Origin of the sequence: Streptomyces bikiniensis, assembly GCF_000716625.1 — a bacterium.
GTDB lineage: Bacteria > Actinomycetota > Actinomycetes > Streptomycetales > Streptomycetaceae > Streptomyces > Streptomyces bikiniensis.
Genome location: NZ_JNXJ01000066.1, coordinates 1 through 22,415, shown reverse-complemented (window position 1 = coordinate 22,415; position 22,415 = coordinate 1). Strand labels below are relative to the sequence as shown.

General features: G+C 74.1%; 15 protein-coding genes and 2 pseudogenes. 13 read left to right on the top strand and 4 right to left on the bottom strand.

Features of this window, described 5'->3' with window-relative positions:
- The 4 genes and pseudogenes from OO47_RS31330 to OO47_RS31315 form a co-directional block, all read right to left on the bottom strand.
- Nucleotides 1–192: pseudogene (locus OO47_RS31330) on the bottom strand (hypothetical protein); the annotation flags it as partial.
- 172 nt (nt 193–364) lie between these two features.
- Complete coding sequence (locus OO47_RS31325; protein WP_078490089.1) at nt 365–859, bottom strand: M23 family metallopeptidase; 495 nt, start codon at nt 857–859, stop codon at nt 365–367.
- Between the two features lie 170 nt (nt 860–1,029).
- Complete coding sequence (locus tag OO47_RS31320; RefSeq protein ID WP_063831960.1) at nt 1,030–2,565, bottom strand: PucR family transcriptional regulator; 1,536 nt, start codon at nt 2,563–2,565, stop codon at nt 1,030–1,032.
- A gap of 461 nt (nt 2,566–3,026) precedes the next feature.
- A pseudogene (locus OO47_RS31315) lies at nt 3,027–4,277 on the bottom strand (glycoside hydrolase family 10 protein); the annotation flags it as partial.
- Between the two features lie 478 nt (nt 4,278–4,755).
- On the opposite strand from OO47_RS31315, the gene OO47_RS31310 reads away from it, so the two are divergent.
- The 13 genes from OO47_RS31310 to OO47_RS31250 all read left to right on the top strand — a co-directional run bounded on the left by OO47_RS31310 (nt 4,756) and on the right by OO47_RS31250 (nt 22,157).
- Nucleotides 4,756–6,372: a peptide ABC transporter substrate-binding protein gene (locus OO47_RS31310; protein WP_030222797.1), complete on the top strand. Its 1,617-nt coding sequence runs from the start codon at nt 4,756–4,758 to the stop codon at nt 6,370–6,372.
- 66 nt (nt 6,373–6,438) lie between these two features.
- Nucleotides 6,439–7,365: an ABC transporter permease gene (locus OO47_RS31305; RefSeq protein WP_030222794.1), complete on the top strand. Its 927-nt coding sequence runs from the start codon at nt 6,439–6,441 to the stop codon at nt 7,363–7,365.
- The gene (locus OO47_RS31300; RefSeq protein WP_030222792.1) at nt 7,358–8,299 is read left to right on the top strand and encodes an ABC transporter permease; all 942 of its coding nucleotides are present in this window, start codon (nt 7,358–7,360) and stop codon (nt 8,297–8,299) included. Before OO47_RS31305 ends, OO47_RS31300 begins: the two co-directional genes overlap by 8 nt.
- A 6-nt stretch (nt 8,300–8,305) precedes the next feature.
- Nucleotides 8,306–9,310, top strand: a complete 1,005-nt coding sequence (locus OO47_RS31295) for an ABC transporter ATP-binding protein (protein ID WP_030222790.1) — start codon at nt 8,306–8,308, stop codon at nt 9,308–9,310.
- Entirely contained in the window at nt 9,294–10,304 is a 1,011-nt protein-coding gene (locus tag OO47_RS31290; RefSeq protein WP_030222788.1) for an ABC transporter ATP-binding protein, read from the top strand. Before OO47_RS31295 ends, OO47_RS31290 begins: the two co-directional genes overlap by 17 nt.
- An 11-nt stretch (nt 10,305–10,315) precedes the next feature.
- Nucleotides 10,316–12,331: an N-acetylmuramoyl-L-alanine amidase gene (locus tag OO47_RS31285; RefSeq protein WP_234323359.1), complete on the top strand. Its 2,016-nt coding sequence runs from the start codon at nt 10,316–10,318 to the stop codon at nt 12,329–12,331.
- A 138-nt stretch (nt 12,332–12,469) separates the two neighbouring features.
- Nucleotides 12,470–13,693, top strand: a complete 1,224-nt coding sequence (locus OO47_RS31280) for a C39 family peptidase (RefSeq protein WP_158708732.1) — start codon at nt 12,470–12,472, stop codon at nt 13,691–13,693.
- 477 nt (nt 13,694–14,170) lie between these two features.
- Nucleotides 14,171–16,207 (top strand): alpha/beta hydrolase family protein, encoded by a 2,037-nt coding sequence (locus tag OO47_RS31275; RefSeq protein ID WP_063831959.1) that lies wholly within the window; start codon nt 14,171–14,173, stop codon nt 16,205–16,207.
- Between the two features lie 86 nt (nt 16,208–16,293).
- Nucleotides 16,294–17,166, top strand: a complete 873-nt coding sequence (locus OO47_RS37490) for a S66 peptidase family protein (protein ID WP_033210992.1) — start codon at nt 16,294–16,296, stop codon at nt 17,164–17,166.
- Entirely contained in the window at nt 17,163–18,035 is an 873-nt protein-coding gene (locus OO47_RS31265; RefSeq protein ID WP_030222776.1) for a M55 family metallopeptidase, read from the top strand. The genes OO47_RS37490 and OO47_RS31265 overlap by 4 nt, the downstream gene beginning before the upstream one ends.
- A 48-nt stretch (nt 18,036–18,083) precedes the next feature.
- On the top strand, nt 18,084–19,427 hold the full coding sequence (locus OO47_RS31260; protein WP_033210988.1) for a M20/M25/M40 family metallo-hydrolase: 1,344 nt from the start codon (nt 18,084–18,086) through the stop codon (nt 19,425–19,427).
- A 25-nt stretch (nt 19,428–19,452) separates the two neighbouring features.
- Nucleotides 19,453–20,757, top strand: coding sequence for a diaminopimelate decarboxylase (gene lysA / locus OO47_RS31255; protein ID WP_030222770.1), 1,305 nt, complete (start codon nt 19,453–19,455; stop codon nt 20,755–20,757).
- A gap of 71 nt (nt 20,758–20,828) precedes the next feature.
- Nucleotides 20,829–22,157 carry a type III PLP-dependent enzyme domain-containing protein gene (locus OO47_RS31250; protein WP_033210987.1) on the top strand — a complete coding sequence of 443 codons (1,329 nt, stop codon included), beginning with the start codon at nt 20,829–20,831 and terminating at the stop codon, nt 22,155–22,157.
- Nucleotides 22,158–22,415: the final 258 nt, after the last annotated feature.

The following is a 22,415-nucleotide window of genomic DNA, read 5'->3' as shown; positions in this document are numbered from 1 at the left end:
GACGTTGCGGTCGGAGCAGCCGCCGGACGAGGACCAGGTGATCCCGGAGGACCGGAACATCGAGGTCGCGGTGGCGTGGCTGATCTTGGTGACCGCGTGGGCCTCGCCGGCGGAGGCGAGGACGCCGACGCCGGGCGCGAAGAGGGCGCCGAGGACGAGGGCGAGGGCGGTCAGGACGGACCGGAGGCGCATGCGGAAACTCCTTGTTCCGAGGGGTGGGGGGCGGTGCGGTCCCGCCCGGGGCGCAGGCCGTGCGGGCAGGACGATCAGGGAGAGCCGGACCCGGCGTACGGAGCGGCTCAGGGGATGGGGTCACGGGGTGCCGGTCGGGAGGGGCCGGGCTCGTGGCACGGCTCGGGGGTGGTCAGTACGTGCGGCCCGCGTCCGGCAGCGTCCAGGGAGACGGCGGCGCGAGACCGTCGTGGAGGACGATCGGCATCTGCTGCGGGCGGACGGAGTCACCCTGGCGGAGGATGCCGAAGTGCGGATGCGGACCGGTGGAGTCGCCGGTGTCACCCGTGCGGGCGATCGGTCGGCCCGCCGTCACCCGCGTCCCGTCGCCGACGGGGCGGCTGTCGAGACGGCGGTACCGGCGGCGGACCCCGTCGATCGCGACGCCCGGGCCGCAGGAGCCGTCGAGCCGGGCGGTGCCGCCGTGCCGGCGCGGGAGGAACCGCGGGCCGGCGACGTCGTTTCCGGCCGCCCCCTTCTGCGGCAGAGGCCGGGCGGGCGGGGCCGCGTACGAGGGGACGGTGCCGAGCAGCCCGGGCAGCGGGGCCGCGAGCGGCACGGTGACCAGGGCGCGGATCCTCGCGGGAGACGGGCGAGCCGCGGGGGCCGTGGCGGAAGCAGGGGGCATGGGCGGTCCTCTCCGTTCCTGTGACTGCCGGCCCGGGCGGGATCGGGGCCCGTGCGGGGGCCTCCACGAGCCCCGGCCGGGAGGGCCGACCGGCAGGCACACGGTAGGGAGGGACGGGCCCGGCCGGACATCGACGTGATGTCGATCCCTCCGTCGGCGGCCTGGACCGTTTAGCCCTTTGACGGAAGGGCGTTCCCGTTCCTCCGCTGGTGGGCCGGGAGGCCGCCCACCGCCCGTGCCGTCAGCGCCAGCCACAGGTCGACCCGGTCCTCCGCCCGGTCCTGCTGCCGCCCCGTCAGCCGCGCCACCTTCTCGATGCGGTTCTGGACGGTGTGCCGGTGCAGGCCCAGCAGGGACGAGGTCTCGGCCCAGGAGCCGTTCGTCTCCAGCCAGACCCGCAGGGTCTCGGTGAGTTCCCCGCCCGGGTCGGCGGCGTCGAGCGGGGCCAGGACGGTGTCGGCGAAGGCCGCGAGGGTCGCGGGGCTGCCGAGACCGATCAGGAGCCTGACCGAACCCGCCTCGGAGGCGCTCACGGGCCGCCCCAGCTCGGTACTGGAGGACAGCAGGGCGATCGCCTGCCGGAGCGAGAGCGCCGCGTGCTGCGGTGCGACGGCCGGTCCTATCCCCGCGGGAAGGCCGGTGGCGAAGCGGCGGAGCACCGCCGCCGTGTCGACCTCCTCCGGCACCACCAGCTCGACCGTCTCCCCGGTCACGCGCGCGAGACCTCCGGGCACCGCCAGGGCGAGGTCGGCCGCGAGCTCCACCGGTTCGCCGGTCGCGTGCACGGCCACGGCGCGGACCGACGCCGAGGAGACGTCGGCCGTCCGCAGCAGGGCCCTGGCCTGGTCGGCGGTGACGTCGGGACGGAAGAGCCGGGCGAGGAGGGCGGCGCGGCTGCGACGCTGCGGCTCGTCGGCCAGGTGGCGGCGCTCCAGTTCGACGGAGAGCAGGGAGACGAGGACGCTGATCAGCAGCCGGGCCTCCGGCGAGTCCGCGTCGAGCAGGACGAGGAAGCCGCGCAGCCGGGTCGTGCCGAGCGGCTGGACGACGAGCCTTCCGCACGGCAGGTCCGCGCCGCCGCTTCCCCGCAGGCCGTGCAGGGCGACGGTCTCCAGCACGGAGGCGGCGTTCTCGAGCAGTTCCGGCCCGTCGGTCCCCGCCGCGCCCAGGAGGCGGCCGGCCGCGTCGCACACCGCCACACCGGAATGGACCGCCTGGTGCCAGGAGGAGAGCAGGCCCGTCAGTCCGTCGCCGGAGGCGGCCGCGGAGGACAGCAGGCGCTGGGTGCGCAACGTCCTTTCCAGCAGGCGCCGTTCCTCGGACGCGCGGGCCACGAAGACGGCCTTGGTGATGGAGGCGAAGGAGACGGTCGGGGGAGCGGTGAGCAGGGGCAGCCCGGCGTCCTCCGCATGTCTGCTCAGGTCGTCGGGGACGCTCCGCAGCGGCAGTCCGGGACCCGTGCCCACGATGAGGGCGGCGGCCTTGCCGGCACTGAGCTCGTGCACGTACGCGGCGTAACCGGGCTCGTCGGCCGTGAGCAACAGCCCGTTGGTCATGACGACTTCGGCGCCTTCGAGCCAGGCGGCGGGTCGGGTGTTCTCGGTCGCGTGCGCCGCCTCGACCACTCGGCCGAGCCCCGCACTGCCCGCCACGAGGCTGAGACGGAGTGCGGGGATGGCCAGCAGGTCACGAACGGTGAGAGGCATGGGACGCATGGTCCATCACGAGGCTGTGCCTGTCGACCGTTTGTCCAACACCTCGGGCCGGCCGTGCGGGCCCGGGGGCACGGGGAGGAGTGCGGCCGCCGCCGCGTACGGGCAGCGGCAGCCGCTGCGTGCGCGGGTCACGACACGGGGCGCGACGGCCTGCCCTGACGCTGGACGCGGTCGACGGCGGCCACCGCGTACCAGCAGTCTCCCGAGGGGTCCTGCTCGACGTGCACGGCTCGTTTCCCGCCGGGGATCACGGCGACGAGCGAGGAGTTCCCGGCCTGCGGACGCCCGCCGGGGTCACCGGGGAACCGGTGCACCGCGTAGCGGAACGGGACGTCCTTCCGGCCGTGGGTCCCGGCGGTGATGCGCAGGGTGACCGCGCCGGTCTCCTTGTCCCGGCGGATCCCGACGGCGGGCCGCCGCGGAAGCGGGCCCCCGTCGAGCCGGGCGGGCAGGGGGCCGAGGACGGGCTGCTGCCAGTGGGCGAGCCGCATGGCGGCGAAGTCCCCCACGCGGTCCGCGCGGACGTCCTTGGCGCTGAAGAAGAGGTCGCCTCCCACCTCCGGGAGCGTGGCGTTGAGCGTCAGGTGGCGGGTCAGCTCCCTGCCGTCCTGCCACGGAGCGGGCTGCCCCGGCGCCCCCGACTTGTAGACCGCCTGCCCGATCCACAGCTCCGTGCCGGTGCCCCGCACGACGTCGGCCCACCACGGGGCGAGGACGGCGTAGTCGGCCACGGGCAACCCGATGTGCCAGTACACCTGAGGCGCGATGTAGTCGAGCCAGCCGCGCTCGACCCATCCCCGGGTGTCCGCGTGCAGGCCGTCGTACGACTGGAAGGCGGCGGTGGGCGAGCCGAGCGGGTCCGTCGAGGCGTTGCGCCAGACGCCGAAGGGACTGATGCCGAAGAGCGCGTCCGGGCGCGTGGCCCGTACGGCGTCCCGCATCTCCCGCACCATCAGGTCGACGTTGTGGCGGCGCCAGGCCGCCTTGTCCGTGAAACCGGCGCCGTACGCACGGAACGTCTCGTCGTCGGGGAAGTCGGAGCCCGCCACCGGATACGGGTAGAAGTAGTCGTCGAAGTGCACGCCGTCGATGTCGTACCGTCGGACGGCGTCGAGCATGGCCTCCCGGCAGAAGCGGCGGGCGGCCGGCACCCCGGGGTCGTAGTAGAGCTTGCCGCCGTAGGAGACGGTCCACTCCGGGTGGACCCGCGCCGGATGCCAGGGCACCAGCGCGGCCGGGTCCGCCTGCATGGAGACGCGGTAGGGGTTGAACCAGGCGTGGAAGGCGAGGCCGCGCTCGTGCGCCGTCTCGACCATGAAGCCCAGCGGATCGTAGCCGGGGTCCCGGCCCTGTGTGCCGGTGAGCCACTGGGACCAGGGTTCGAGGGGGGAGGGCCAGAACGCGTCGGCGGTCGGCCGGACCTGGACGAACAGGGAGTTGAAGCCCAGGGCGAGGGCCTCGTCCGCGAGCCGGGTGAACTCCGCGCGCTGGGCGGCGGCGTCGAGACCGGTCCGGCTCGGCCAGTCGATGTTGACGACGGAGGCGATCCACACCCCGCGCATCTGCCGCCCGACCGGGTCGACGGGGGGCGCCGCGGCCCCGGCCGCCGACGGCGCGAGCGCGGCGGCGCAGCCGGCCGCCGCGGCGGCGAGCAGCGTGCGGCGGGGGAGTGGGGAGGAGACCGGGGAACCGGTGGTGCGCATCGGTGTCATGGCTGCCTTCGCGGACGAGGTGACGAGGGGACGGGAGGCGCTGGAGCGGGGTCCGAAGCCGGCCCCGCTAGTAACGTGCGTAACTCTGGATCGCTGACATCGCGTTATGTATCTTCTGTTTCGCGCGTGTGCGGGCGACGGCCGCACCACTGGCGTCGGGTCGGGTCCGCTCCCCGAGCGGCGCGGTGGGCGCGAGGGGCCTTCCGGCGTCGGGTGGCCCCGGCGATCGAGAAGGAGGCGAACGACGGCCGGGCCGCAGCCCCATGCTCGTCCCGCCGTACCCGCGGCGGCAACGACCCGATGTCCAGCCTCCTTCGCCGAGCGTGGACATTCCGTCGATCGTCGACCCGTCGTCCCGGTCCCTACCGTGTCGCCCCAGCCGCACCCCAAGAGCCCTCTCCCCGGCCGCCCTCGACGGCTTTCCCCGGTCCTCCGCCGGACCGCCCTCCTGAAATGAGTACAGCGCACCATGAATCCAAGCCGTTCCACCGCCCTCGCGGCGGCAGCCGTCCTCACCCTCGTCGCCTCGGCGACCGCCTGCGGTTCCGACGGGCCGGCGAAGCCGAAGAACGCGCCGGGCAAGCCCGGTGGCGCCTACTCGGTGGCGCTCACGGAGCCCGACCACCTCCTGCCGGGCCGCACCACCAGCAGCTACTCCCTCCAGGTCCTGCAGGGCCTGTTCGACCCGCCCGCCGCGCTCGACCCCGAGAACGGCAGCGTGAAGCCGCTGGCCGCCGTCTCCTGGACCACCACCGACAACGTCGTGTGGACCGTCAAGTTCCGCTCCGGCACCACCTTCCACAACGGCGAGAAGGTCACGGCCGCCAGCTTCGCCGACGCGTGGAACGCCGCGGCCTACGGACCCAACGCCTGGGACGCCAACTACTACTTCGCCCAGATCAGGGGATACGACGCCCTCAACCCCTCGAAAGAGGGCGCCAAGCCCTCCGCGCGGACCCTGTCCGGCCTGAAGGTGCTCGACGAGACGACCCTCCAGGTCACCCTGAAGGCGCCCTTCGGACAGTTCCCCATGCTGCTCTCCTTCCCCGCCTTCGCCCCCCTGCCCAAGGCGGCCACGGCGAACCCGGACGCCGCCGACGTCGCTCCGATCGGCAACGGCCCCTACCGGATCGACGGCGCCTGGGAGCGCAACCGGAAGATCCGGCTGGCGAAGTTCACCGGCTACCGCGGCCCGCGCAAACCCATGGCCGACCGCGTCGACTTCAAGATCTACACGAGTCGCGAGACCGCCTTCACCGAACTCCAGGCCGGCAACGTCGACGTCCTGACCACCGTTCCGGCCGCCAACTCCGCACAGGCCGAGCGGCTCTTCGGCGAGCGCTTCTCGATCCGGCCCAGCGGCACCATGGACTACCTCGGCCTGCCCGTGAAGGACCCCCGGTTCACCGACCCCCGCCTCCGCAGGGCCCTCTCCATGGCCATCGACCGCAAGGGCATCACCCAGGCCATCTACAACGGCGTCTACAAGCCCGCCACCTCGCTCGTCGGCGACATGATCCCCGGCCACCGGACGGACGCCTGCGGCCGGACCTGCGCGTACGACCCCGTGGCCGCCAAGCAGCTCTTCGAGGCCGCCGGCGGATTCGAAGGACGCCTCGAACTCCACTTCTCCAACGCGGACACCACCTACGAGCAGTGGATGACCTCGATCGCCAACCAGCTCAAGGAGAACCTCGGCATCCAGGACGTGACGTTCCGCAAGATGGCCCCCGCCGACCTCTCCGCCCTGCTCGGCGAAGGAAGGAGCAAGGGACCCTTCCGGCAGAACTGGGTGATCGACTACCCCAGCATCCAGAACTACCTCGACGGGCTCTACTACCCGGGCAATCGCTCGGGCTGGAGCAACGAGGAGTTCGACGCCCTCGTGGCCGAGGGCAACGCCGCACAGGGCCCGCGGGCCATCGCGTCGTACCAGAAGGCGGAGGACATAGCCCTGCGGGAACTGCCGTACATCCCCCTCTGGAACTGGCAGGACCAGTCGGCGTGGAGCGACCGGATCGACAACGTGATCATCGACCCCTACGCCGCCGGCCTGCACCTGGACCGTGTCACCGTCAGCGACTGACGCCGCAACCGACCCTCCGCGGAGCACCCGGTGCCCGCACAGACCTACCCCTGGGGGCCGTCCGTCGTGTGGAGATTCGTCGCCCGTCGCCTGCTGCACGCCCTGCCCGTACTCCTCGGCACCACCTTCCTCATCTACACGCTCGTCTTCGTCCTGCCCGGCGACCCCATCCAGGGACTCGCCGGCGACAAACCCGTCCCGCCGGCGGTCCTCGCCGAACTGCACGCCCGCTACCACCTCGACGACCCCCTGTGGGTGCAGTACACGCACTACCTCACCGGCCTGCTGACCGGCGACCTCGGCACCACCTTCACCGGCCGCGACGTCTCCGAACTGCTCGCCGACCGATGGGCCGTCACGCTGCAGCTCGGCCTGACCGCCTGGGTCCTGGAGGTCGTCCTCGGAATGGCACTCGGCGTCTGGGCCGGGCTCCGGAAGGGCAAGTGGGACGACAGCGCGGTGCTGTTCGGCACCACCCTGGTCATTTCCGTGCCGGTCTTCGTCGTCGGGTACCTGGCCCAGCTCGTCTTCGGCGTCCAGCTCGGCTGGCTGCCGGTGGCCGGGACCGAAGGCGGATGGCCGCTCGCCTACCTCCTGCCCGGCCTGGTCCTCGCCTCCTTCGGCCTCGCCTACGTCGCCCGGCTCACGCGCAGCTCCCTCATCGAGAACCTGCGGGCCGACTACGTGCGCACCGCCCACTCCAAGGGACTGAGCCGCCGCCGCGTCGTCGTCCGGCACACCCTGCGCAACTCGCTGATCCCCGTGGTCACCTTCCTCGGGCTGGAGCTCGGCGGTCTGATGGCCGGCGCGGTCGTCACCGAGTACATCTTCAACCTGCCCGGAGTCGGCCAGCAGCTCTTCCAGTCCATCCAGCTGCGCGAAGGCCCCGTCGTCGTGGGCACCACGACGGCCCTCGTGCTCGTCTTCCTGCTCGCGAACCTGCTCGTGGACCTGCTTTACGGGCTGCTCGATCCGAGGATCCGCCATGACTGACACCACCAGGCCCCTGGAGGTCGCGGGCGACGCCGCGGAGCGGCCCGCGACGCCCGACCCGGCGCGCCCGCCGTCCGGGGAGCGGGCGTCCCTCAGCAGGGACGCCCGGCTCGAACTGCGGGCGCGGCCCACCGTGTGGATCGCCCTGATCACCCTCCTGCTGATGACGGCGATGGCGCTCGCGCCCGGGGTCCTCACCTCGCTGCTGACCGAAGGGGGAGACCGCTGCGACCTGGCCCACTCCAAACAGGGACCCTCCGCGGGCCACCCCTTCGGATTCGACCTCCAGGGCTGTGACTACCTCGCCCAGGTCATCCGGGGCACCCGCCCCTCCCTGATCGCCGGCCTGGCCGTGACCGCGGCCTCCCTCCTGATCGCCGTCGTGCTCGGACTGCTCTGCGGCTTCTACGGAGGATGGCTCGACGCCCTCGTCTCCCGGGTGACCGACGTCTTCTTCGGCCTTCCCTTCGTGCTCGGCGCCACCGTCATCCTCGTCGCCTTCCCCGACCACGGCCTCGGCGCCATGATCCTCGTCCTGACGGTGCTGGGCTGGACGACCATGACGCGCATCATGCGCTCCCAGGTCATCGCCCTGGCCGGCGCCGACTACGTCCGGGCCGCCCGCATGCTCGGAGCCCGGCCCGCACGCCTCATGGTGCGCCACATCCTCCCCAACGCGATCACCCCGGTCGTCGTCGTCGCCATGCTGAACGTCGGAGCGGTCATCTCGGGCGAAGCGACGCTCGACTTCCTGGGGGTGGGACTCCAGTACCCCGAGGTCTCCTGGGGGCTCCAGCTGAACGCGGCCCAGGCCTTCGTCCTCGACCACCCCCACCTCCTGGCCTTCCCCGCACTCTTCCTGTCGGCGACCGTCCTGAGCTTCATCCTCCTCGGTGATGCCGCACGCGACGCCTTCGACCCCCGGCTGAAATGAGCGCACATGTCCCGTTCCGTACCACCCCTCCTGGAGGTCGAGGACCTCTGCGTCGAGTTCCGCACCCGGCGCGGCACGATCCGGGCGGTGAACGGACTCTCCTACACCCTGCGCGAAGGCGAGACCCTCGCCCTGCTCGGTGAGTCCGGCTCGGGCAAGTCCGTCGCGGCACAGGCCGTCATGGGACTGCTCGACACCCCTCCGGCGCACATCACCCGCGGAACCGTCCGGCTGCGCGGCGACGACCTCCTCGCGATGCCCCCGGAGCGCCACCGCGAGGTCCGCGGCACCCGCCTCGCCATGATCTTCCAGGACGCGCTCACCGCCCTCAACCCCGTGCTGACCGTGGGCGACCAGCTGGCGGAGATGTACACGGTGCACCGGGGCCTGGGGCGCAAGGCCGCCCTCGCGCGCGCCGTCGCCCTCATGGACCGCGTCCGCATCCCCGCCGCCGCGCGCCGGGTCCACGACTACCCCCACCAGTTCTCCGGGGGCATGCGCCAGCGCGTCATGATCGCGATGGCGCTCGCCCTCGACCCGGAGGTCGTCATCGCCGACGAGCCCACCACCGCCCTCGACGTCACCGTCCAGGCCCAGATCATGCGCCTGCTCCGGCAGCTCCAGGCCGAGACCCGCATGGGCCTGCTGCTGATCACCCACGACCTCGGCGTCGTCGCGGAGGCGGCCGACCGCATCACCGTCATGTACGCCGGCCGCACGGTGGAGTCCGCGCACGCGGAGGACCTCTACGCCCGGCCCGGCCACCCCTACACCCGGGGCCTCCTCGACTCCGTGCCCCGCCTGGACCGCCTGGGCAAGCCGCTCGTCCCCATCACCGGCACCCCGCCCCCGCCCTCCTCGGTCCCCACCGGATGCGCCTTCCACCCCCGGTGCCCGCGGGCCGAGCCGCGCTGCGCCGCCGACGAGCCCCCCTTCCGGACGCTGACACCCACCGGACACCGCAGCGCCTGCCACTTCGCCGAGGAGGTCCACCATGCCCCCGTCGGCTGAGACCGCTCCACCGCTCCTCCGGGCCACCGCGCTCACCCGCCACTTCCCGGTCACCGAAGGAGTCCTGTTCAAACGCCGCACCGGGGCGGTCCGAGCCGTCGACGGCGTCGACCTGACCGTCCGTCGCGCCGAGACCCTCGGCATCGTGGGCGAATCGGGATGCGGCAAGTCCACGCTCGCCTCCCTCCTCATGGCCCTGGACCGCCCCACCTCGGGGACGGTGACGATCGAGGGGCAGGACCCCTTCGCCCTCTCCGGCCCCGACCTGCGCGCGCTGCGCCGCCGCGTGCAGATGGTCCTGCAGGACCCGTACACCTCGCTCGACCCGAGGATGACGGCCGGCCAGATCGTCGGGGAGCCCTTCGCCATCCACCCCGAGGCCGTGCCCCGGGCCGACCGCGGCCGCCGCGTCGCCGAACTCCTCGAAACCGTCGGCCTCGACCCCGCGCACCGCGACCGCTACCCGCACCAGTTCTCCGGGGGGCAGCGCCAGCGCCTCGGCATCGCCCGCGCCCTGGCGCTGGGACCGCGGCTCCTCCTGTGCGACGAGCCGGTGTCCGCCCTCGACGTCTCCGTCCAGGCGCAGGTCCTCAACCTGCTCGACGACCTGCGCCGCGAACTGCGCCTCGCCTGCGTCCTCATCTCGCACGACCTCGCGGTCGTCCAGCACCTCTGCGACCGGATCGCGGTCATGTACCTCGGGAAGATCGTGGAGACCGGCACGCGCGAACAGATCTGCACGAGCCCCCGCCACCCCTACACCCGCGCCCTCTTCGCCGCGGCGCCCGTACCGGACCCGAGGCGGCGCACGCCCGACGACGCGCTCCTCCTCGAAGGCGACCTGCCGTCACCCGCCGCACCGCCGTCCGGGTGTCGCTTCCGGACGCGCTGCCCCCACGCCCGCGAGCGGTGCCTGACGGAACCGACACTGCGCGTACGGGACGGGACCGACCACCCGACCGCCTGTCACTTCCCCGGGGAGACCACCAGATGAAGGACGCACGCGTGACGAGACGAACGACGCGCCGCCGGGCGGCGGGCCACGGAGCGGTCCTGGCCGCCGTGCTCACCGCCGGCCTCGCCATGGCCCCCGCCCGGGCCCAGCCACCCGACGCCACTCCTCCGGCCCGGGCGCGGTCGTCCGACGACGGACGCGCCCCGGTGGAGGCGGCGAGCCGGGCCGAACTCTTCCGCGCGGCCGGCGAACGCCACCGCGTACCCGAGAGCGTGCTGCTGGCGGTGTCGTACCTGCAGAGCCGCTGGGACGACCACGGCGGCGCTCCGAGCGTCGACGCGGGATACGGACCCATGCACCTGACCGACGCCCGGGCCACGCTCGCCGGGGCGACCCACCACGCGGACGGCGACGAGGACCCGCGGGGCGACACCTCCCGGCCGTCCCTCGCCCGCCGCGAGACACCCGTCGACACCGACCGCCTGCCGGCCGCCCTGGAGACCCTGGGGCGGGCCGCCGCGCTCACCGGGCTCCCCGCCGACCGGCTCCGCACGGACCCCGGGGCCAACATCGAGGGCGGCGCCGCGCTCCTCGCGGCCCACCAGCGCTCCGCAGGCCTGCCCCCGAGCACGGACCCGGCACAGTGGTACGGGGCCGTCGCCGCGTACTCCGGCGCCACCGAGGCCGGCGCCGCGCGCCGCTTCGCCGACGACGTCTTCCGCCTCGTCAACACCGGCGAGACGCGGCGCACCGACGACGGAACCGTCGTCACACTGTCCCCGGCGCCCGTCACCCCCGACACCCGCCAGGCCGACCGGCTCGGCCTCGACCCCACCACCCCCGGCGCCGACTGCCCTCGTGACCTGGGCTGCGACTGGATCCCCGCGCCGTACCGGATGCTGTCGGAGGAACCGGGCGACTTCGGCAACCACGACCTCTCCGACCGTCCCCGCAACCAGGGCATCGACTACATCGTCATCCACGACACCGAGGCCACCTGGGACACCACCCTCGCACTCGTCCAGGACCCCGCCTACGTGTCCTGGCACTACAGCCTCCGCTCCGCGGACGGCCACGTCGCCAACCACCTGCGCGTCAAGGACGTCGGCTGGCACGCCGGCAACTGGTACGTCAACGCCAAGGCCGTCGGACTGGAGCACGAGGGCTTCCTCGCCCAGGGCGGCCAGTGGTACACCGAGGCGATGTACCGGACGTCGGCCCGTCTCGTGCGCCACCTGGCCGAGAAGTACGACGTCCCGCTGGACCGCGCCCACGTCATCGGCCACGACAACGTCCCCGGCACCGTGCCCGCGACCGTCGCCGGCATGCACCAGGACCCCGGGCCCCACTGGGACTGGGCCCACTACTTCGACCTGCTCGGCAAGCCGTTCAAGGCGGACGGGAGGACCGGCTCGCCGCTGGTGACCGTACGCCCGGACTACGCCACCCACACGGAGCCCTACTACTGCGGCGCGACCCCGGCCGACCTCTGCCCCGTCCACGGATCGGCCTCGATCACCCTGCGCACCGAACCCCGCGACGACGCCCCCCTGGTCACGGACATCGGCATCCGTCCCACGCCGGGCACCTGGTCCGTCTACAACCACGCCGCCCGGGTGAGCACCGGTCAGAAGTACGTGGTCGCCGAGCGCCGGGGCGACTGGACGGCCCTGTGGTACCTCGGCCGGAAGGGGTGGTTCGAGGACGACCCCCGACGCCCGAAGACCCTGCCCGCCAAGGGCCTGGTGGCCCAGCTGCGGCCCGGCCTCGACAGCGCCCCGCTCTACGGGCGCGCCTACCCCGAGGCGGCGGCCTATCCCGCCGACGTCCCCGTCCAGCCCCTCGTACCGCTGCCGTACACGCTGCTGCCCGGGGAGTCGTACAGCGTCGGCCAGACCGTCGACGGCGAGTACTACCACTCCAAGACCTTCGAGCCGGCCGGCCACACCGTGGTCCGCGGCGCGCTCAGGTACCACCAGGTGCAGTACGGCCACCGCGTCATGTTCGTCAGGGCGGACGACGTGATCCTCCGGTCCGCCGCCACGATGCCCCGCGTCGCGCACTGAGCGCGGGACCGATCCCGACCGGCCCGGGGCCCTGAGCGGGAACCCGGGCCGTTACCATGTGGGCCCCGTCCCGGCATCGGCGTCCGGCCGGTCCCCACCGGAGCCACGCCGGGGCTACGAGAGAGCGGCAGGAAGACCGTGACAGGCGAGAACCGAGGGCGAAGCGACGACCCCTGCGAGCCGCAGGCGGTGCTGCACCGCTGGTCGGAGGCCTGCCACTTCACCGATGCCGCCTTCCGGGGCACGGCCTGGGACGACGGGGCCCTGTGCCTGCGGAGCGTCGAAGGGCGCGAGACGCACGTCGACCACCACGGCCACGCCAGCCTGGAGTGGGAGTACGCGAGCTGCTCCACCGGCTGGCGCGACCTGCCCTTCCCCGCCGAGGAGCTGATCCCGTCGTGGACGGCCCTCACGCCGTCCGGCACCCGGCTGACGGTGCGGCTGCGCGTCCGCGACGCCGCGGGAGACACCTCGCCCTGGTACGTGATGGCCCACTGGGCGACGGACGACGACGTCGTGCACCGCACCACCGTGCCCGGCCAGACCGGCCCGTTCGGGACCGCGGACGTCGACGTGTTCGTCGCGGCCCCCGGCAGGCCCGCCGCCGCCTACGAACTGGAGGTCCGGCTCGCGCGCACCCCGGGAGCCCCGCACGGCCCGGCCGTCCGTGCCCTGTACCTCGCCGCGTCCTCCACCCCTCCCGACCACCGTCCGGCGGTGAGCGGCCCCGGCGGGGCCTGGGGCACGGTCCTCGACGTCCCGCGCCGCTCCCAGGAGGTGCACACCGGTCACAGCCCGCAGTGGGACGGCGGCGGAGAGGCCTGGTCGGCGCCCGCGTGCACCGCGATGCTCGTCGAGTACTTCGGGCACGGTCCGGACGCCGGCGAGATGGCCTGGATCGACCCCGCCGACACCGCCCCGCAGGTCGACTTCACCGCCCGCGCGGTCTACGACTACGCCTACAAGGGCTGCGGCAACTGGGCCTTCAACGCCGCCTACCCGGCCCGCTACGGGCTCGGCGGGATGGTCACGCGGCTGCGCTCGCTGAGCGAGCTCGAACGCTTCATCCGCGCGGGCATCCCGATCGCCACGGCCCAGAGCTTCCGCATCGGCGAGCTCGCGGGCGCCGGTTACTCACCCGCCGGAAGCATCAAGATCGTCTGCGGTTTCACACCGGACGGCGACGTCGTCGTCAACGACCCGCTGTCGGCCACCGACGAGGAGGTACGGCGGACCTACCCGCGCGGCGAGTTCGAGCGCGTGTGGCTGGCGGCCTCGGGCGGCGGGGGAGTGGTCTACCTTCTCCACCCCGCCGATCTCCCCCTTCCTCCCCACGTGCCCGGCCTCGACCCCAACTGGTAGCCCTCGCGCCGACGCCGACGCCGACGCCGACGCCGGCCCTCGGCCCCGTCGTCCCGACCCGTACGACGAAACGTCGACGGTCCCGTCGAGGGGCGGGACCTTTCGTTGATCGTGCGGCCCGGCGGTGGCTCACTAGCGTGGGGCACATGACAACGGCTCCGCCCGGCTGACGCCCGTCGGACCGGGCCCGGCCGCCACCGACACCACTCCTCCGGGACGGCGGCGGACCCGCTCCCCGGACGTACGACGATGCCCCCGCGCGGCCGGTCCTCGGCGGCCGGTCGCCGCGCGCACGGCGGCGCTCAGGACTGACGGCCCGCCCCGCGCACTGCATCGCACGGCCCGCACGACACCGCACCCCCCCGTACGACACGGCGCACCCGCACCTTCCCCGTACGGCCGAACCGCTCCGATCCCTCGCGGTTCCCCCCGTTCACGACCCGACGCCCCCTCGCACGGCCCCAAGGCGGTAACCCCATGAACCACGCTCCCCCCACCCGCAGCACCTCGCCCGCGTTCCGGGCCTGGAACTCCGACATCAGTGCCGCTGACGTCGCCCGCCAGGACGGGACGCCGGGCTGGGTCTCCCTCGTCGGTGACGACGTGTGGTGGGACGAACCGCGCCCCCACGAGGCCGGCCGCCGCTGTGTCGTGCGCGCGAAGCCGGACGGCCGGGTCGAGGACGTGCTGCCCCCGGGGTTCGACGCCCGCAACGGCCTGCACGAGTACGGCGGCAGGTCCTGGCGCCCCACCGGCACCGGCCTGGTGTTCACCCACTGGGGCGACCAGTGCCTCTACCTCCACCACCCGGACGCCCAGGACCCGCCCGAGCCCCTCACGCCCGCCCGCGGGAACGTCACCTACGGGGACCTCTACGTACCGCCGTCGCGCGACGAGGTCTGGGCCGTCCGGGAGACGCGCCGCGGCGGGGTGCGCGACGTCGAGCGCGCCCTCGTGGCGGTCTCGCTCGCCACGGGCGCCGAACGGACCGTCGCCGCCACCCATCACTTCATGACCTGCCCTCGTCTCTCCCCGGACGGCCGCCGGCTGTCCTGGATCGGCTGGAACCATCCGGCCATGCCGTGGGACGGCACCGAACTGTGCGTCGCGCCACTGCGGCGGGACGGCACCGCCGGCACCCACAGCGTGCGTGCGGGCGGCCCCGGGGAGTCGGTGATCCAGGCCGAGTGGAGGGACGCCGACAGCCTCTGGGCGGTCACCGACCCCGACGGATGGTGGACGCTCCACCTCGTGTCCGCGCACGAGGGCCCCGCCCGCCCCGTCACGTGCGCCGAGGAGGAGTTCGGGGGCGCGTTGTGGAAGCCCGGCGCCACCTGGTTCGCCCCGCTCCCCGACGGGCGGGCCGTCGCCGTCCACGGCACGGGCGCCGGGCGCCGCGTGTCCCTCGTGGATCCCGACGCCGGTCCCGGCCTGCCCGTCCTCACCGATCTCGGCCTGCCCTGCACCGACTTCGTCCACAGCATCGACGCCGACGCGAACCGCCTGGCCACCGCCGGGGCGAGCACCCTCCTGCCGTACAGCGTCATCACCGCGGAGCTCCCCGGCCCCGGCGCCTCCGGCTCCCCGGGCGCCCGGATCCTGTCCACCCCCAGGACCGCGCCGGTCGACCCCGCCTGGCTGCCCCGCCCCACCGCCAAGGCCTTCCCGCGTCCGGCCGCGACGGCGACCGGCGACGCGTCCGGCCTCCCCGAAGCCCCGGTGCACGCGCACACCTATCCGCCCGCTCACCCCCACCGCGTCACGCCCGACGGGGAACGCCCGCCCTGGGTCCTCTTCGTCCACGGCGGCCCCACCGGCGACCACCCCATGGTGTACGACCTGGAGATCGCCTACTTCACCAGCCGCGGCATCGGCGTCGCGACGGTCGACTACGGAGGCTCCGTCGGCTACGGCCGCGCCTACCGCGAGCGTCTCAACGGCGCCTGGGGCGTCGTCGACGTGGACGACTGCGTCACCGTCGCCCGTGCCCTGGTTCGCGAAGGGCTCGCCGATCCCGAACGCCTCGCGATCCGCGGCGGAAGCGCGGGCGGCTGGACCGCGCTCGCCGCCCTCACGCACACGGACGTCTTCGCGGGCGCCGTCTCCTTCTACGGCATCACCGACCCCGTCACCTGGGCCGTCACCACCCACGACTTCGAATCCCGTTACCTCGACGGGCTGATCGGCCCGCTGCCTGCCGCCGCCGCCCTCTACGAACAGCGCTCCCCGGTCCTGGCCGCACCCCGCGCCAGCGGCCCCGCCCTGCTGCTCCACGGCCTCGACGACGCCATCGTGGACCCCGCGCAGTCGTCCGCCATGGCCCGCGCCCTCGAGGAGGCCGGCCTGCCCCACGAGCACGTCGAGTTCCCCGGGGAACGCCACGGCTGGCGGCGCGCCGAGACGATCCGGGCCGCTCTCGACGCCGAAATCCGTTTCTACGAAAGGATCTTCGGCCCACCGCACGGCTCCGGGGCGGAGACGACGCCTTCCGCGGCCCCCGCTCCCCGGTCATGACGGCCGCGACCACGCCCGCCGCGGCCGCGGGAAGCCCGCCGGAGCCGGACCGCACGCGCCCCCCGTTCCTCCGACGGGGCGACACGGTGGCCCTCGTCGCCCCCGCCGGGCCCGTGGGCGACCGCGAGACGGCCCTGGCCCGCGCCCTGACGGAGAGCTGGGGCCTCAGGCCCCGCACCACCTCCCGGCTCTCCGCGACCCACCGCGACTACTTGGCCGGTACCGACGGGACGCGCCTGGCCGACTTCACCGAGGCCTGGCTCGATCCCGAGGTGCGCGCGGTCCTCTGCGTACGCGGCGGGTACGGGACCCAGCGCGTCGCCGACCGCCTCGACCACCGTCGCCTCGCCGCCGCGGGCCCCAAGTTCCTCGTCGGCTCCAGCGACGTCACCTGCCTCCACCGGGCCGTGGGGGAGGGGCTCGGGCTGGTGACGCTGCACGCCCCGATGCCCGCGTGCCGTCCCGTCCACGACGACGAGGCCACCGCCGCGTCCCTGCACGCCGCGCTCTTCGGGCCCTCGCCGCACTCCTTCGGCCTGGACGGGCCCGTCCTCGCCCCGGGGCGCGCCGAGGGCCTTCTCACCGGCGGCAACCTCACCGTGCTCGCCTCGTCGCTCGGCACCGCCACCGCGCCCGTCACCGAAGGCCGCATCCTCCTCCTGGAGGACGTCGGCGAGGAACCGTACCGGCTGGACCGGTCCCTGACCCAGCTCCGCCGGGCCGGAGTCCTGCGGCGAGCGGCCGGCGTCGTCCTCGGGGACTTCACCGACTGCGGCCCTCCCGACCAGGTGGACGCCGTGCTGCGCGAGCGCCTGTCCGACCTGGGCGTCCCCGTGGCGGCCGGGCTTGCCGCCGGACACGGACCGCGCCAGCTGACCGTGCCCCTGGGGGCGCGCGCCGTACTGGACACGGCCCTGCGCCGCGTCGTCCTCCCTCCGTATGAAAGGAACACGGCATGACGCGCGTCCTCGTCTCCGCGGACATGGAAGGCGCCACCGGCGTCACCTGCCCCGACGACGTCGAACCCGGCACCGCCTCGTGGGAGCGCATGCGCCCGCTCTTCACCGGCGACGTCAACGCCGTCGTCGACGGCCTCCTCGCCGGCGGCGCGAGCGACGTGCTCGTCAACGACGCCCATTACACCCAGCGCAACCTCCTCCTCGAAGCACTCGACCCGCGGGCCCGCCTGCTCACCGGCCGTCACAAGCCGCTCGGCATGATGGCGGGGATCGAACGGGCCGACGCCGTCGTGTTCCTCGGCTACCACACGGGCGCCGGCGAGCAGGGAGTCCTCTCCCACACGTACCTCGGCACGGGGCTGACCGGCTTCCGCATCGACGGCGAACCGGCCGACGAGGGCCGGATGAACGCGCTGACCGCCGAGGAGCACGGCGTCCCCGTCGTCCTCGTGACCGGAGACGACCTCACCTGCCGCGCAGCGGAGGCATGGGCTCCCGACGCCCTCGTGGCGGCGGTCAAGGAGTGCGTCAGCCGGTACGCCGCCGTCTGCCTCCCGCCCACCCGGAGCGCCGAGCTGCTGCGTGCCCGGGCCGCCGAGGCCGCCGCCCGCCTCCCCCGGCATCCGGTGCCGAGCGCCCCGGCGGACGCCGACCCGGCGCGGAGGCGTGGCGCTCCCGGCGGGCCCCACCGCTTCGAACTCGACTTCCACGCGCCCCATCTGGCGGCAGCGGTGCTCGCCGTCCCCACCGTCGAGGCCAACGGTCCGCGCGGAGTCGCCTTCACCGCACCGGACGCGACCACCGCCGCCCGCACCTTCAAGGTGTGCACGACCGTCGCCGGCGCGGCGATGGAGGACCACTTCGACTGACCGCCGCACCCCCCGCCCCCTGCCCGCACCGCCCTCGTGGAGCAGCCCGTGACCACCACCCGACCGTCCGGCCCGCACGACGGATACGCCACCGACGTCGCCGTACTCTGCTCGGACCTCCTGCGCATCGACACCACCAACTCCGGAGACGGGTCGGGACCCGGCGAGCGCCGGGCCGCCGAGTACGTCGCCGAAGCCCTGGACGCCGCCGGTGTCCGCGCCACCCTCACCGAACCGCGCCCCCGCCGCACCAGCGTCCTCGCCCGGATCGACGGCGAGGACCCCCGCCTGCCCCCGCTGCTCGTCCACGGGCACCTCGACACCGTGCCCGCCGAGCCGCGCGACTGGACCCTGCACCCCCTCTCCGGAGACCTCCACCACGGCTGCCTGTGGGGACGCGGAGCCGTCGACATGAAGGGGACCCTCGCGACGACCCTCGCCCTGGTGCGCGCCTGGGCCCGCACCGGACAGCGGCCGCGCCGCGACCTGGTCCTCGCCTTCCTCGCCGACGAGGAGTCGACCGGCGCGTACGGCTCGCGGCACGTCACCACCGCGCACCGGGACCACTTCACCGGCGTCGAGGAGGCCATCAGCGAGTCCGGGGGCTTCTCGATCACGACGAGGAGCACGCACGACGGTCCGGACGCGCGCGTGTACCCCATCGCCGTCGGAGAGCGCGGTACGGCCTGGATGCGGCTCACCGCCCGCGGCACGGCCGGGCACGGCTCGGGCCCCGGAGAGGACAACGCGGTCGCGGAACTGGTCCGCGCGCTCTCCCGGTTGGCCGACCACCGCTGGCCCACGCGCCTCACGCCCGCCGTCGGCGCCCTGCTCGACGCCCTCGACCGGGCCCTCGGCTTCCCCGTGGACCGCACCAGGCTGGAGGAGGAGGCGGGCCGCCTCGGCCGGCTGGGCGAGCTGTTCGACTGCACCGTCCGCAACACCGCCCACCCCACCGTGCTCACCGCCGGCGGCAAGGTCAACGTCATCCCCTCGCATGCCCGCGCCGAGGTCGACGGCCGCTTCCTCCCCGGCGAACGGGACGCCTTCCTGGAGACCGTCGACCGGCTCCTCGGCCCCAAGGTGACCCGCGAGTTCATCAACTGCGAAGAGGCCGTCGCCGCCGACCACGAAGGGCCGGCCTTCGGCGCGATGGCCGCGGCGATCCGCAGCCACGACCCCCACGCGCACCCGGTGCCGTTCCTCCAGTCCGGCGGCACCGACGCCAAGGCCTTCGCCGGGATCGGCATCAGCACCTACGGCTTCGCACCCCTCCTGCTCGACCCCCACCTGCACTACTTCGGCATGTTCCACGGCGTGGACGAGCGCGTGCCCGTGTCCGGCCTCGAATTCGGCGTCCGCGTCCTCCACCGGTTCCTCACCACCTACTGAGCCACGTTCCGAAGGGCGAACGACCATGCACCTTCCTCCGCACCTCTGGCCGGCCACGACCACCAGCGGCCCCGACGGCATCGCGATCGGCGGGGTGCGCCTGGGCGACCTCGCCGACGAGTTCGGCACACCGGCCTTCGTCCTCGACGAGGACGACTTCCGCGCCCGCTGCCGGGCCTGGCGCGACGCCTTCGCCGGCCACGACGTCTTCTACGCCGCCAAGGCCTTCCTCTGCCACCGGGTCGCCGTCTGGCTGAGGGAGGAGGGACTGGGCATCGACGTGTGCTCCGCCGGTGAACTGCGCATCGCGCGGCGCGCCGGAGTGCCCGGGGCCTCCCTCGTCCTCCACGGCAACAACAAGTCCCCGGCCGAACTGGCGGAGGCCGTCGACCACGGCGTCTCGCTCGTCGTCGTCGACTCCGACGACGAGATCACCCGGCTGTCCGACATCGCCGCCCGACGCGGCAGGCGCCAGCCCGTCCTCGTCCGCGTCACACCGGGAGTCGAGGCGCACGCCCACGCGCACATCACCACCGGCACCGACGACCAGAAGTTCGGCTTCTCCCTCTCCAGCGGCACCGCCCACCGCGCCATCTCCCGCATCGTCAACGCGCCCGGCCTGGAACTCGTCGGCCTGCACAGCCACCTCGGCTCCCAGATCACGCGCCCCGACGTCTTCATGACGGCCGCCGACCGGCTCGTCGCCCTGATGGCCGACACCGCGCGCACGCACGGAGTGCTGCTGCGGCGCCTCGACCTCGGCGGCGGCCTCGGCATCGCCTACCTCCCCGAGGACGAACCACTGGACGTGCGCGACCTCGCTCCCGTCCTCGTGGAACGGGTCCGGAAAGCGTGTGCCGACGCGGGCATCCCCATGCCCCGGCTCGCCGTCGAACCCGGGCGGGCGATCGCGGGCCCCAGCACGGTGACGCTGTACACCGTGGGCACCGTCAAGCGCCAGCGCGGCCTGCGCACCTGGGTGTCCGTCGACGGCGGCCTCACCGACAATCCGCGCCCCGCGCTCTACGACGCGACCTACACGGCCGTCCTCGCGGCCCGGACGACCGCGAGGGGCGCCGACGAGACGGTCACGGTCTGCGGCCGGCACTGCGAGTCCGGCGACATCGTCGTGGACCCGGCCCGCCTGCCGGCCGACCTCGCCGTCGGTGACCTCCTCGCCGTACCGGCCTCCGGCGCGTACCACCGCTCCATGGCGAACAACTACAACGCCCAGCCCCGGCCGCCCGTCGTCGCCGTGCGCGCCGGTGCGGCGCGCCTCGTCGTCCGAGGCGAGACGCTCGACGACGTCCTGCGGCTGGACGTCCCGTGACCCGTCCGCCGGGCGCGCCCCCCACCGCCCGTCCGCACCACGCCCCGCCCCCGCCGCCGAGGAAGGAACCCGTGGAGAGCCCGGAGAAGGCCGCGACCGTACTGCAGGAGGCGCTGAGCCGGGGCGTCCTCGGCGAGGACCGCCCCGTCGCCGGGTTCGTCGACGTGCAAGGGGTGCGGGACGGCGTCGCCGCCCTGCACGAGGCCTTCGCCCACGTACCGGACGTGCTGCACGCCTTCGCGGTCAAGGCGGCACCCCTCGTCCCCGTCCTGCGGCTGCTCGCGGACGCGGGGATGGGCTGTGAGACGGCGAGCCCGGGCGAGACCCGGCTGGCCCTCGCCGCCGGGTTCGCACCCGACCGCATCGTCCTGGACTCGCCGGCCAAGACCCGCACCGAGATCCGCGAGGCGCTCACCCTGGGCATCGCCCTGAACGCGGACAACCTCTCCGAGCTGGAACGCGTCGACGCCCTGCGCCCCGCCGACTCCCGCTCCGTCGTGGGCCTGCGCGTCAACCCGCAGGTCGGCGGCGGCACCATCGCCGCGATGAGCACGGCGACGGCGCACTCCAAGTTCGGCGTCGCCCTCGACGACCCGGGCGCACGCGCCCGGGTGCTCGACGCCTTCCGGCGGCGGCCCTGGCTCACCCGCCTGCACGCCCACGTCGGTTCCCAGGGATGTCCGCTGCCGCTGATCGCCCGGGGCCTCGCCGTGCTGCACCGGCTCGCCGAGGAGATCAACGCCCATGTGGGACGACGTCAGGTCACCAGCCTCGACCTGGGCGGCGGACTTCCCGTCAACTTTCTGGACGACACGGTCACACCGACGTTCGAGGAGTACGTCCGGGTCCTCACCGACACGGAACCGGCCCTGCTCGACGGCCGGTACCAGGTGGTCACGGAGTTCGGCCGGTCGCTGCTCGCGAAGAACGGTTTCACCGCGGCCGTGGTCGAGTACGTCAAGGAGTCGGGGGGCCGGAGGATCGCGGTCACCCACGCCGGAGCGCAGGTGGCGACCCGTACGGTGTTCATGCCCGGGGCGTGGCCGGTGAGGATCACGGCGCACGGCCCGGACGGGCGGCCCAGGACCACCCCCGCGGTGCCGCAGGACGTGGCGGGGCCGCTCTGCTTCGCCGGCGACGTCGTGGCCCACGAGCGGCTCCTGCCGGAGCTTGCGGAGGGCGACGTGGTGGTGCTGCACGACACCGGTGCCTACTACTTCTCCGCCCCCTGGGCGTACAACAGCCTTCCCCGGCCGGGGATCTACGGCTTCCTCCACCGGGACGGCGGGGTCGAGCTGGCGCCGGTGCGGACGCCGCAGACCCTCGGGGAGGTGGTCGAGGAGAGCGGAGCGCCCCACGCGACGGCGCTCCTGACGGGGTTCGACCCGTCGGCGTCCTGACCGGGGCCGACCGTCTCGGAAGCGGCGGCACCGGTCACGGGGACCGAGGGCCGAGCCGCCCGCTCCCGGGCCGGTCCGTCAGGCGTCCCACCCCGTGACGGCACCGTCGAGCGCCGTCGCGAGGGCCGGGGACGCGCACGACGGCGTCCGCACCACCCCCGTACGGCCACGGCAACGGTGGACGCGGGGCTCCGCCCCGCGCCGCACCGGGGTGACCGCCGAGGCCGGCGGCGGCCGGTGTCGCGGTCGTGGCCGCCC